The 12,779-nt window shown below is 56.3% G+C and carries 11 protein-coding genes; 3 read left to right on the top strand and 8 right to left on the bottom strand.

The features are described from left to right. Positions 1-61: 61 nt before the first annotated feature. From DES29_RS04685 to DES29_RS04665, 5 genes are all read right to left on the bottom strand, one after another. Positions 62-1,297, bottom strand: a complete 1,236-nt coding sequence (locus tag DES29_RS04685; protein ID WP_021995880.1) for a hypothetical protein — start codon at positions 1,295-1,297, stop codon at positions 62-64. 145 nt (positions 1,298-1,442) lie between these two features. Next, positions 1,443-2,954, bottom strand: a complete 1,512-nt coding sequence (locus DES29_RS04680) for an FAD-binding oxidoreductase (RefSeq protein WP_046446227.1) — start codon at positions 2,952-2,954, stop codon at positions 1,443-1,445. A 182-nt stretch (positions 2,955-3,136) separates the two neighbouring features. Beyond that, complete coding sequence (adk, locus tag DES29_RS04675; protein ID WP_005431228.1) at positions 3,137-3,790, bottom strand: adenylate kinase; 654 nt, start codon at positions 3,788-3,790, stop codon at positions 3,137-3,139. A 216-nt stretch (positions 3,791-4,006) separates the two neighbouring features. Further along, positions 4,007-4,189: a hypothetical protein gene (locus DES29_RS04670; RefSeq protein WP_021995885.1), complete on the bottom strand. Its 183-nt coding sequence runs from the start codon at positions 4,187-4,189 to the stop codon at positions 4,007-4,009. A 24-nt stretch (positions 4,190-4,213) separates the two neighbouring features. After that, on the bottom strand, positions 4,214-5,818 hold the full coding sequence (locus DES29_RS04665; protein ID WP_113854508.1) for a glutathione ABC transporter substrate-binding protein: 1,605 nt from the start codon (positions 5,816-5,818) through the stop codon (positions 4,214-4,216). Here DES29_RS04665 and DES29_RS12350 point away from each other — a divergent pair. Then, positions 5,817-6,125: a hypothetical protein gene (locus DES29_RS12350; protein ID WP_147145856.1), complete on the top strand. Its 309-nt coding sequence runs from the start codon at positions 5,817-5,819 to the stop codon at positions 6,123-6,125. The genes DES29_RS04665 and DES29_RS12350 overlap by 2 nt on opposite strands. Positions 6,126-6,372: 247 nt before the next feature. Then, on the top strand, positions 6,373-7,503 hold the full coding sequence (locus tag DES29_RS04655) for an MBL fold metallo-hydrolase (protein ID WP_021995888.1): 1,131 nt from the start codon (positions 6,373-6,375) through the stop codon (positions 7,501-7,503). A 65-nt stretch (positions 7,504-7,568) separates the two neighbouring features. Here DES29_RS04655 and kdsB read toward each other — a convergent pair whose 3' ends face one another. The 3 genes from kdsB to lpxK form a co-directional block, all read right to left on the bottom strand. Further along, positions 7,569-8,333, bottom strand: a complete 765-nt coding sequence (kdsB, locus tag DES29_RS04650) for a 3-deoxy-manno-octulosonate cytidylyltransferase (RefSeq protein ID WP_021995889.1) — start codon at positions 8,331-8,333, stop codon at positions 7,569-7,571. Further along, positions 8,330-8,605: a Trm112 family protein gene (locus tag DES29_RS04645; protein ID WP_016473757.1), complete on the bottom strand. Its 276-nt coding sequence runs from the start codon at positions 8,603-8,605 to the stop codon at positions 8,330-8,332. The genes kdsB and DES29_RS04645 overlap by 4 nt, the downstream gene beginning before the upstream one ends. 62 nt (positions 8,606-8,667) lie before the next feature. Continuing rightward, entirely contained in the window at positions 8,668-9,738 is a 1,071-nt protein-coding gene (gene lpxK / locus DES29_RS04640; protein WP_021995890.1) for a tetraacyldisaccharide 4'-kinase, read from the bottom strand. Between the two features lie 960 nt (positions 9,739-10,698). On the opposite strand from lpxK, the gene xseA reads away from it, so the two are divergent. Further along, on the top strand, positions 10,699-12,639 hold the full coding sequence (xseA, locus tag DES29_RS04635; RefSeq protein ID WP_236578850.1) for an exodeoxyribonuclease VII large subunit: 1,941 nt from the start codon (positions 10,699-10,701) through the stop codon (positions 12,637-12,639). Positions 12,640-12,779 lie beyond the last annotated feature (140 nt).

The raw sequence follows: 12,779 nt of genomic DNA, 5'->3' as shown, positions 1-12,779 counted from the left end.
GCCGGCGCCTGAGGTCCAGAAAAACCTCAGGCCTCTCTAAATGCCAGAAAGCTTCGCGCGGCTACTTTGCCCGGCTCTGCGCTTTCTGTTCGGCTTCCCAAGCCGCGCGCTGATCTGCCGTCAGACGAATGGCATCCGAAACCGCGTCGGCGGCTACGGCGTTGAAGCGCCACTGCTCATCAAGCACGGGTTTGCCGGCAAGCCAAAGTGCGGCAGGACGAACCTGCGTAGTGGTCTTTCCGCGCTGCTTCACGCGTTCTTCGGCAAAGGCAAGACGAAGGGCATCGCGGTGCGTTTTGAGAAAACCGTAATTGGCGGGGGAGACTTCGTCGGGGAAGGTGAAAGAAATGACCCGAGTGCCGTTCACATATTGGAGATTCCACTGTGCGGCTGCGGTCTGACTGCCTTCAGCTGCGCAAAAAAGGGTGTTCTTCTTTACCGGATAGAGCATCGCTTCACCCGATTGTGCGACTTCTTCCGTGCGGGTGCGGCCGCGGGTGAGCTTTACGGTCTTCGTCTGCTTGACGATGGCCTTTGGGAACCGCAGCCCCAAAGGTTCGGCATCACGGTTGGGAATGAAGCGCAGGCAATAGGGAATATCTTTGGCAAAGCGCTGGGAAAAGTCTTCGATTTGGGCTGAGCCCGTGAAGGCTTTTTGGGTCGGAACGAGCACTTCGGTTTCATCAACCGACGCGACGGTTCGATAGCCCACCGAGCCTTCGGGGAAGACATAGCGATTGGCAATCAGCCAACCAGCAGGAGTCGATTTGCCCGCTCGGGTTTTGAGGTATGGCCCAATAGGGAGACCCGAGAGGTCATAAGCAATGAGTTTGATGCTCAAACTCATCGGCTTGGCATTTTTAGCCTTCAAGGGCGGGTAGTGCAGACGCACATTGCCGGACTTTTCAACAGACAAGGCCTGCGGGCTTGTCAGAGGCTGCGGCTCTCCGTTGCGGAGAATGGTTGCGGCACCAGCTCCCCAGGTGAAGCCTTTGGCAACGCCGCGAGGCGCTTCTTCCTTGAGCGGCAGTCGTCCATTTACTGCAATCGTGTCGGAGATGTAGAGCCTGGAACGGACATTGTCATCGAAAAAGAAGATGCCGCTGCCGCGGAAAGCATCCACTACCGGCATGGAGATCTTGACGGGCTCCGCCTTCATTTTCTTTGCCGATGCTTCGGCAGCCGGCACGGCGGTTGAGCCAGTGATCGATGTGGCTGCACAGCCCGAGAGCGTAAGGACAGCAGCACAGGCAAGGCCGACGGCAATGGTCGACCGCTGAAGTTTGAATTGATGCATGACGCGTACGTTTAAAGAGGCGCATTGATAAAAAAGTGCCTCATTATCGAACGGATGGCGATGAATTGCGCAGACGCAGATAGGGACTTTTCCGAATTCATCGCCAATTGCATGAAATATATGTAAATCAATCTTTAAGCATCTTTTAATCCCACGCTTCCGCTGGATTACGCCAGACGTTGTCGGGCCAACGCACAACACGTCCGGGATTGAGGATGCCTTTAGGATCGAGTGCGGCGCGGATGGTCTTCATGAGCTCAAGCTCTACCGGATCTTTCGTGCGTTCGAGAAGCGCTGCCTTTGCTCCAACGCCGTGTTCGGCCGCAACGGAACCGCCGAAACGGATGACCGCGTCGTTCACCATGCGGTGGACTTCACGTTCGTGCTGCTTCCAGAACCCCTTGCCCAGCTCCGGGCGGTTCCCAAGGTTGAAGTGCAGGTTGCCGTCGCCGTAATGACCGAAAACGGCCGGGGCGAGCCACGGCGTTTTTTCCTCGAATTCGGCAAAGGTTTCCCGAATGAAGCGGCAGAGACTGCCGCGCGGGACACTGATGTCATTTTTAATGTTTCCGCCCGAAGACCGAACAGCCGTGGGAATTTCTTCGCGCAGCTGCCAGAGCGCCTGAGCTTCATCTTCGTTTTTGGCGAGCACAGCGTCGAGCACATCACCGGAATCAAAGAGCGGCTCGAGTGCTTCAATCAGACCTTCCGTCATGTTGTCGGGGTCGTCGCGCCCCGTCAGCGCGAGGTCAAAAAGCACTGTCCAATCAGACTTTGCCGTGGTGGGCGATGTGCGTCCCTCGGCATAGACGAAGTCGAGGGAGGCTTCGGACATGAGTTCGAATGCAGTCAGCGCGGAGCCGGCGAATTTTTCGACCGTCTGGAAAAGTTTTTCCACGGCTTCAAGACTGCCGAGCGGCGCCCAAACTGTGAGGCGTCCGGCAGGGAGCGCAGATAAGTCGAGTACGGCTTTCGTGATGATTCCCAATGTGCCCTCAGAGCCAATAAAAAGGTCTCGGAGGTCGTAGCCGGTATTGTCTTTGCGGACGCTGCGCATGAGGTTTACCACTCGTCCGTCGGCGAGCACGACTTCAATGCCGAGGCAGCTGCGCCGTGCCATGCCGTAACGCACCACATGAACGCCGCCGGCATTGGCGGCAAGCGTTCCGCCAATCTCGGCGGTGCCTTCGGCTGCCAGAGAAATTGGATAGAGGTAACCTGCTTCGCGGGCCGCTTCGGCCGCTTTAGCGAGAATGACGCCGGCTTCCACCGTCATTGCAGCATTGACCGGATCAACGCTGAGGATCCGGTTCATGCGGGAGAGACTGAGAATGATCGTGCGGCGGTTGGCAGGGCTTTCTGGTTCCGGTGTTGCGCCGCCCACGGTTGAAGTGTTGCCGCATTGCGGCACGATGCAGAGTCCCCATTCTCCAGCCAAGCGCACAACGGCAGATACTTCCTCTGTGGAGGCCGCTCGAACGAGTGCCAGAGCGCTGCCTTGGCGGCGGCGGCGTGAGTCTAGGGACGCTGCGGCGATTTCATCCGGAGCAGTAACGAGCCCGCGGGGGCCGACGATTTCGAGAAGGGCTTGGAAAATTTGGTCGCGTTCGGCGTCCGTGAGCGGCGCGCAAAAGGCGCAGTCAACGCATTCGGTCATCTCAGCATGTCCTTGCAAGTGAAAGCAGAGCGTCGACAACGATAGCACCGGTACAGGCGGCGGTCTGCATAAACGAAAACCTTCCGCTGCAGGACAGGAGAAATGCCGATAAAAAAGGTCCGTACGGCACAAACCGTCGGACCTTTTCGTCCACCCTCTCTGCGAGAGGATGCAGCTGTGAATTACTTCAGGGCGTCGAAAACGCGCGCGGTAATGGCATCAATAGCGCCGAGACCGCTGATCGAGCGGTACTTCGGAGCATGTTCACTGCCGCTTTGGGCAAGCTTGGAATAAAAGTCCACAAGGGCTTCTGTCTGGTCGTGGTAGACCTTCAGGCGCTTGAGGACGACATCTTCATGGTCGTCTTCGCGCTGCACGAGATCTTCGCCCGTCACATCGTCCTTGCCCGCAACCTTCGGCGGGTTGTACTTGATGTGATAGGTGCGGCCGCTCGCCGGGTGCACGCGGCGTCCGGACATGCGCTCAACGATTTCAGCGTCAGGCACGCTGATTTCAAGAACGTAGTCAATAGGAATGCCGGCGTCGATCAGGGCGCGAGCCTGCGGAATTGTGCGGGGGAAGCCGTCAAAGAGGGCGCCATTGGCGCAGTCGGGCTGAGCGAGGCGTTCCTTCACAAGGCCGATGATGATGTCGTCGGAGACGAGCTGGCCCTTTTCCATCACGGCCTTAGCGGCCAGACCAAGGGGAGTGCCGGCCTTGACGGCGGCACGCAGCATGTCGCCTGTAGAGATCTGCGGAATGCCGAAGCGTTCGCAGATGAACTTGGCCTGCGTGCCTTTGCCGGCGCCCGGCGGTCCGATGAGGATAAGACGCATTGTGAAAATCTCCTGATTCAATAAAGCCGGCGGCTGGAAAGGTTTGGCCGAACGGCGCATCCGAAAGCATGGACGCACCCGGGCGGAACGAAAATCCGCCGGCACAATTCTTAAATTGTACCGCTGCAGGCACAGAACGCTGAAATTTGCGCAGAGCGTGAAAACAGGTAGGTATCTTTGATGAGCGCTTTAGCAACGCTTTTGATCGCTGCGCTCTCAAAGGACCACACTGATGCCGTCGACGTGCTCGAGCGTCGGTCGGCTTTTCAGATGCATTTCTTTTATTCGCCGTGCTTCCAGAGCTGCTGCCGGCGCTTTAAGAGCCGCGCCGCGCTCGTTGGTGTCCGAGACGGCGAGCGCGGCATGGGAGAAGAAAAAATGGAGGGCTGCAATTGGCATTTGGCAGCCTGGCGCATAGGTGTGTTATTCAACCCATTCAGCGTTATAGAACTCGAAACTCTGATCGACCATCATGTTGAAGTTTTTCAGGTGTTTGTTCGAAGCACCGGTGGACATCTCAAAGAGGAGGAATGCCCACGGCGCATCTTCCCAAGCGGTCTTTTGCGCATCTTCATAAAGCTGATTGCGCTTGGCTTCATTGGGTTCGACCAACGCTTTGTCGATGAGTTCATCAAAGTGCTTGTTGGCGTAGTAGGTCGTATTCATATAGACGGGCGGCTGCTGCGTACTGTGAAGAATCGGACGAAGCACCTGATCGGGGTCGAATGAGCCGTCGCTCCAGCCGATGTAAAAAAGCCGCGATTTAGAGTCAGCCGCTCCTTTGACGTGAAGGATCAGTTCGGTGCGCACGCCCGGTTCAAGCAGCTTCGTTTCCACCTTGATGCCGACCTGCGCGAGCTGCTGCTGCAGGAACTGCACGACCTTGCCGGAGGTCGTGTCGTTGTAGCCTGACCACAGAATTGTGGAAAAGCCGTTGGGATAACCCGCTTCCTTGAGCAGTTCACGCGCCTTTTGGGGGTTATAGGGCCACGGTCCAAGCTTGACGGCCCCCGGATATTGACTTGCCAGAATGCCGTACTGGGGCACAGCATAACCGTTGTAGGCCACCTTCACCAAGGCATCCTTATTGATCGCGTAATTGATCGCCTGACGGACACGCTTGTCAGAGAAGGGTTTAAAGAAGTTGTTGAGATCGAGGTGCTTTTGCATGATCGACGGGATCGCCGTCACATTGAGGGTTTCGTCGGCCTCTAGCGACTTGATCTGCTCGAGCGGCACCGTTGTGATGAAATCAGCTTCACCGGTACGGATCATTGCGGCGCGCGTAGAGTTTTCCGGAACGGGAATAAAGGTAATGCCGTCGAGCTTAGGCAGACCCTTGATGCGGTAATTTGGGTTCTTTTTGACGACGAATTTTTCGCTCGGATTGAATTCTTCCTGAATGTAAGGGCCCGTGCCGTAGCTTTTCAGCGCCAGGCCCGCTTTGTTGCCGCCGGCGGCTTTAATGAGGCTTGGGCAGACCATCATTGTGTTATTCATGGCCAGACGCCGGATGAAGCCGCCGTGCGGATACTTGAGCGTGAACTGCACCGTGTATTTATCGACGACCTTCACCGTGTCAATGAAGGTGTAGATCGCTCGGCGGGTGAGGCCGGAATTGGGACGAAGCACTCGGTCAAAATTGAGTTTCACCGCTTCGGCGTCAAATTCTGTGCCGTCGTGAAACTGCACGCCTTTTTTCAGACGCACCGTATAAGTCAATCCGTCGGCACTGCGCTCATACCCTTCTGCGAGAAGCGGCACCGGATTCATGTCGTTATCAAAAGTAAAGAGCCCTTCATAAACGGCTCGTGCCACGGCTTTTGTGATGGTGTCAGGCGAATCGTAGCTATCGAGTGTTGTGAAGGCTGCCGACAGCGCGACCGTAATGTGTTTGGCTTGTGCGGCCGGCGAGGCAGCAAGAATGAGCGCTGCGGACGCAGCGGCAGCAGTCAGGGCAGCAGCTCGCTTGGTGTACTTTAAAAGGTGTTCGCAATGCGAAAGTGTGAGGAAAGCAGCATTCGTCATGACGGCTCCGGAATCACTGATGAAATCTGTGATGAATAGGCGCTTCACCTTTGAAGGTCGTGTCGCCGTGCCGGAAGCAAAAAGGGCGGTACGCCTTCATTTCGAAGCGCCCGCCCATCGTTCGGATGAGAAAAATTGTGCTTGCGGCGGGCGATGCTACACCCGCCACCAACGTTGCGGCAGTTTGGAGAGAGAGGATGAGCAGATGCCGCTCATAGCCGTGCACAGAGCCGCGGCAAGCGGGCTCTTCAATTCGGCGCTCGAGGACAGTGCTTGCATCAAAGGGAATCTCCAAAATACCAATTAAATGTGACTGAATCGACTGCTGCGGCACGCTGCCGCAACACCCGACCCCCACAATAATGACCTGCTTCGGGCGTTTTGGAAAGAGCCGTCTGTTAGGTAAAACGCCTAGTGCACAGATGAAGCCATCAAGGCGAGCAAAAATGAATTTGCGGAAATTGGGCAAAATTTTGAGAAAAAAGCCCCGATGCATTCGCTTGAGAGACAGGCAGAATAAAGGTGTGAATGGTTTTTGAGCCGGAGAGCTTTTTATGTCTGCTGCCCATAATTCTGTACGCCGTCGTCTGCTTTTAGGCGGCGCAGCGGTTGCCGGTCTGGCCGCGGCCGGTGCGGCCGCCGGCAGCGCAGTAATGGCACGGGCAGACTTCGGCGCACTGCCGACTGGAGAGCGTTTAAAGCGCATTCAGGCCTCACCGCATTGGCAAGATGGGTCGTTTCACAATCTCGTGCCGATGGAGCTTTCTGCGAGCGGCCGCTCACGCTTGGAGATCATGCGGGATTTTCTTTTGGACCGCAATCCGCAGCGTTTCCCGTCTGCACCGGTGCCGCACATCAAAACCCATTTCGCGGCAGTGCCTGACAACCATATGGTCTGGCTTGGACATTCGGGTTTCTTTATCCACTGGGCGGGTCTCAAGGTGCTGATCGACCCTGCACTCCATCAAGCTTTTCCGGTGCCCGGGTTCTATAAGCCTTTTCCGGGGACGGACTGCTGGGAGCCAGCCGATCTGCCGGCGGCCGATCTTTTGCTCATTACGCATGACCATTACGATCATTTGGACTATCGCACTGTACTGGACCTTAAAAATCGAGTGAGGCGTGTAGTTTGTCCGCTCGGTGTGGGCGCTCACTTTGAGGCCTGGGGCTGGGAGGCAGAGCGCATCACCGAGCTGGATTGGCAGGAATCTGTCAAAGTCGGCGGCCTCACAGTTTCAGCTGTTCCCGCGCAGCACTTTTCAGGGAGAAGTTTTACGCCGAACCCGACGCTTTGGTGCGGATACATGCTCGAAGCTGACGGCATGCGGATTTATCACTCGGGCGACACCAGCTTCGGGCCGCATTTTGCGCAGATTGCGCAAACTTTTCCGAAGATTGATTTGGCGCTCATCGAGGACGGTCAGTACGACGACGATTGGCCGGGCGTTCATCTGATGCCGGCCGCTTGGCGTCAGGCTGCCGCACTGCTGAATCCTCAGGCCATTGTGGCGATTCACAATTCAAAATTCTGCCTTTCGCATCACAAATGGACCGACCCCATGAATATGGCCAAGCAGTCGGCAAAAATGTTAGGCATCGCGCTTGCGACGCCTTTGATTGGCGAGCCTATGCCGCTCGATCCGGCGCGGCGCCGATCCTTTGAAGATTGGTGGCTCAAGGTGTGAATGAAAAAACGCGGAATCACGCTGCCGATTCCGCGTTTAAGTTTTCAGCTAAAAAGTGCAATGCGTCATTGGCGGGAAGCAAAAACAGCGCGCACGCGCTCGAGATCTTCCTCTGTATCTACACCCGCAGGGAGTGCCTGATGAAGGACGAGAACGGCAATTTTTTCTCCGTTCCAGAGTGCGCGCAGCTGTTCAAGACTTTCAGCTTCTTCGATCGGTGCCGGTGCAAGTGTCGGGAATTTCTTTAGAAAGCCGACTCGGTAGGCGTAGAGCCCCAAATGGTGGAGCGGGCGGAAGCCTTCGGGCAGCTTGGTCTGATCTTTACGGAAAGCGTCCCGCGGCCAGGGAATAGGGGCGCGTGAGAAGGTGAGCGCATTGCCGCGGCTGTCGAGCTCAACTTTGACAACGTTGGGGCTAAAGAAGTCTTCAATGGACGTGAGCGTATGGGCGGCGGTTGCAACGGCGCATTCCGGGCGATCCGCAAGAAGTGCAGCCGTCTGATTAACGGCTTCTGCGGGCATCAGAGGCTCATCGCCCTGAATGTTGACGACGATTTCGTCGGCAGCAAGCCCAAGCAGCGAGGCAGCTTCGGCAAGGCGATCCGTGCCCGTGGGATGGTCAGCCCGCGTCATGACGCATTCAATGCCGGCCGTTCGGCAGGCTTCATAAATGGCTTCATGATCGGTAGCAACGGCAATGCGTGAAGCGCCGGTACGGCTGGCGGCCTCTGCGACACGAACGATCATCGGTTTGCCGCAAATGTCCTTCAGGGGTTTTTCGGGCAGACGCGTGGACTTCATGCGGGCAGGAATAATGACGGTGAAGCTCATGAGAGGTCTCCTGCGGTTTCTGCATTGGGTCCCTGGCCAGAAAGCGCTCGGGCCTTGCTCTGCCAGCTGAGCGTTTCAGCTTCGGAAAGCTTTCTGGCGTCGTGCGGCACCATCATTGGAATGTGATCTTTCACCGCAAAGGCAAGGCTGCAGTGCGGGCAAATGAGCTCTTTGTCGCCTTCGGCATCGTTGGCCTGCTCTTCTGGGACGGATGCAAAAAGGCGTCCTCGGCAGTTGGGACAGACAAGAAATTCAGGAATGAAGGAGGACATAGCAAATATTTTCTTTTTGGAATAAGCGTTGCGAAGCTGACGAGATCAAACCGATTGAGCATTCACTCAATTTTGTCGTTGCGCGTTTCCGGATGGCGCCCCATGCGTTGGGCTGCCGCGGCGGCTTTTTGGTCGACGATGTCAACGAGATAGGTGTCCAGAACGACTTCAAGTCCGACGACCCAAATTCGATCGTCGTTTTTGATTTCCGGAATACGCGCACACTTCACAGCATCTTTTGCGGTGATGAGAATGATGGATTCCTTGCGGCCGGCAAACGGGTTCTTGGCAAAGTCGTAGTGGTCGCCGAGTTCAAGTTCGGTACAGTCGATGTCGTGAGCACGCACCATAGCGAAGAATCGGCTGGGAGAGGCAATGCCGGCGGCAGCCAGAGCCTTTCCTTGGGAGGCTTTCAAATCGTGCGAGACTTCGTCTATGTCGCGGATGTCGCCGTTGGAAAGGCGCCGACATGCTCCGAAGCAGCTTGAAACGGCGAATCGCGGTGTGCGGCTCTCGACCTCCACATCCGTCGTGGTGTTGAGGATGAGCGCATCCACTTCATCGAGCCGGGAAACAGGCTCACGCAGGGGACCGGCGGGCAGCAGCCAGCCATTGCCCAGCCCGCCCGCGCCGATGACGGCGAGTTCTACGTCGCGGGCGAGTGCCGTGTGCTGCAGTCCGTCATCAGACAAAATGATATTGACGCCGGGGTGAGCATGCAGGAGCGCAAGGCCGGCCTGATAACGTGCACGGCCGACCGCAACCGGCGCCATGGAGTCGCGGGCGATGAGGAGCGGTTCGTCCCCCACTTCCCGCGCATCCGATTCGGGCGTCACAATCTTGACTTCTTCGGCTTGGCGGCCAAAGCCGCGGGAGATGACGCCGGGGGTCCAGCCGCGAGCTCGAAGCTCCCGTACGAGCGCAATCGTAACCGGCGTTTTACCGGTGCCCCCAACATAGATGTTGCCCACAACGACGACCGGTACGGGAAGGTGCTGCGGCTTGGTGCTTTTGCGTTTGGAGGCGCTTATGGCCTCATAAATGAGTGAAAGCGGGTAGAGCAGGCAAGCCGTTGGGCCGCGGTGCGACCAAACGCGGTGGAGCCAGGCTTCAATGCGCGGATGACTGCTCATGACAGTGTCTCCTGAGATGCCGGCAGTGCCGATGGAACTGAAGCGTAAATGGAGTCGGGTCGACTCTCAGAAGAATCCGTGGATATTCGCGGGTTGTCGTCAGACATGGAGGATTGTCAGGTCGAGCCGCTTGGGTATTGAAAGTTTCGCGGATCGCCGTCGAAAAGGTTGGAAGAGACGCAGCAGTCGAAATGCCAAAACATGACTGCTCGGACGTCAATCTCTGATGATAGCCGCTTTATCTGTGAACTATTGAGAGTCATCTGTGCGTTTTTGCGGCTGAGTGCAGATTGTTGGGTCGCCATTGTTCCATAGCGGTGCTGCCGCTCGGCGACCAGTCACAGATCATCGGTTCTCGGTGGACAATTGGCTCTAAAAGACCCCTGTTCCGTCTGCTGGTGAAGAAGTACTCGCTTTTTTATTTTCACTTGCTGCACAACGACATCATGGTGACATAAAGGGGTGTGTCATCGATCAGTAGATGACTGAGTTTGCGGTTGTGGGTAACTATGTGGATAGTTTGGCGAGATCAAGTCCGAAAACTCAAAAATTCGCTTGCTGAACATTGGGATGATCTTCTGTCATATTTGTAAATTCACTGGGGCAGTAACTGTTGACTTATTGTAAAACCAAGTTTTGATCTAGTTTGGGGGCTTTTCATGGCTTGACAAAACGACGGCAATATGCTGTGGACAAATCCGTGCAGAAGTTGGGTGCCAAAGGTTGTTCACCTAGAGGGAGGACAGACTTGTGGACAACTTTGGGGGCATCTTCACAACCCTGTCACAGACATGTAAAAAATTTCATTGCCTAAAAAATGGGCAGCGTGTGGATTCTTGGGAAAACGATTGTCTCAGACAAAAAGACGCTGACTCGGTAGGATGTCTATTCAATCCTTCCTTCGTCAGAGGGCGTTGTCCTCGAACTGCACGCCTTGAAGAAGTTTTTTGGGGCATTTTGATGACTGCAAAGCATTCCGGTTCGGCTGGCGGGCCGCCTCCCGATTTCTTTGATGATCCGGCTTTCGCTGCATCGCTTTATGCGGAAGCTGACCGCAGGGCAGGAGGAGCAGATCGCTCTGCGCGTTCATCGCGTGAGACTCGGGACGGCCGATCCAAAGCCCGCCAAGCTTCTGTGCAGAATTTTTCCACGGTGCAGCCCTCAAAGCGTGTGCCTGCCTTTGCGAAGCCGAATCAGCCGTACAGCGGGATGCCGCCCGTGAGCTGGAGTGATGCGGACTTGGAACTCAAGCCGCGTATTGAGCCGATTGCAAAGCGCTCCTCAACTCGTGCTGCATGGGGGCCTCAGACAGTTGACTCAGCCGCTTCAGGCGTCGAGTCGTCTCCCGCAGCAGCGCCTAGGCGCGAGGAACCGCTGAGTGTGTCTGCCGCCTTGCGCCGAATGACCAATGCGCTTGAGGGCGTCCTGGACGGCATCTGGATTACCGGTGAAGTTGCAGAAGTTTCCCTGTCGAGTCTGGGACACCTTTATTTTTCACTCAAGGATGAGGCTGCACTGCTTTCTTGCGCCATGTTTCGCAGTGCACTGGGACGCGGTCCGATATTTCAAAAGGGCGACCGTATAGAGCTTCTTGGACGTGTGGATATTTATGCCCCCCGCGGGCGACTGCAAATGGTCGGAACGCGGTGGCGGCCAGCCGGCGTGGGAAGTCTCTATGAAGCTTTTTTAAAACTCAAGGCCAAGCTGGAGGCAGAAGGACTCTTTGCCCCAGAGCGCAAAAAGCCGATTCCTCGATTTGTACGGCGAGTTGTACTGGTGACGAGCGCTCAGGCTGCCGCCTACGGCGATGTGCTGCGTACGCTTGAACGCCGCACGCCTTGGGTGAAAATCATGCATGTGGACAGTCTGGTTCAAGGTACCGACGCTCCCGCTGCACTCATTTCGGCGCTGATTGCAGCACAGGCGCTTACCCCTGATGTCATTTTGCTGGTTCGCGGCGGCGGCTCCTATGAGGATCTGCAGGCTTTTAACGATGAGGAGCTCGCTCGTACGATCGCAGCGCTCAACGTGCCCGTCATTTGCGGCGTGGGACATGAGGCGGACTTTACCATCGCCGATTTTGCAGCCGATCTGCGGGCTTCGACGCCGACAGCTGCAGCGGAGTCCATTGGGCCGGATCGAGATACTTGGCTGAGGCGTTTGGATAAATGTTCAGACATGCTTGAGCGGGCTGTTGAACGAGCTTATCAGCATGCCGCACAACGGTATGACTCGGCGGCTGCGCATCTTCCCGCTGAAGATCGATTGCTGCAGCCCTGGGAACAGGCGATGATCAACGCTCGGGTGAGGCTTTGCAATGCCGCCCAAGGGAGACTTACGGATGCTGAGCGAGCGGTTGAAGGTGCCGGTTTGCGATGGCGTACTGCCGCAGACTTCATTACTCCGAGGCAAATACGGCTCGAGCGGGCAGCACGCTTCCTGGCACAGCCGGATTTATGCCTCAGAGCTCCTGTGCAGCACTTGACGGCTGCAGCGGAACGCTTTCGGAGGCTTGGACTCGCAGCACAAGAACGGCGAGAGACGGAGCTGGAACGACAAACAAAGGCCCTCTCTTTTTTTGCGCACCATGCGCTTGATGCTGCTGCTGAGCGTCTGGATCGAGCTTTGCGTCTGCGCCCGGATCCCATGCGCGAAATTAACGCCGCTCAAAGACGTGTGGAGCTCGCTGCCAATGCGCTCAGCCTCGCGGATCCCAATCGTCCTCTGCGTGCTGGATATGCTCGGATTGTGACGGATGCCGACAAGGTGGTATCGCATGCCGCAGAGCTTCGACGAGGCAGCGCCGTACGGATTCTCTTTGCGGATGGTTTTGCAGCCGCAGAGGTGCAGGAGGTCGCTATGAATACGGAATCCTCAGGGACAGGTGAGCAGATGCCTTAAGAATCATTTCGCGTCGGGTGCGAAAAAGCTTCGTCGCTTGAAGGCTGGACAGCAAACTTTTGCCACAATTCGATGATACGGGTAACCACTAAATTAATGTATGAATAATATCCAAGAGGTAATATTCATAAATCAAAACT

Source organism: Sutterella wadsworthensis, from assembly GCF_003315195.1.
Classification (GTDB): Bacteria; Pseudomonadota; Gammaproteobacteria; order Burkholderiales; family Burkholderiaceae_F; genus Sutterella; species Sutterella wadsworthensis.
The sequence above is the reverse complement of the archived record's forward strand: the minus strand, read 5'-3'. Positions and strand labels throughout refer to the sequence as shown.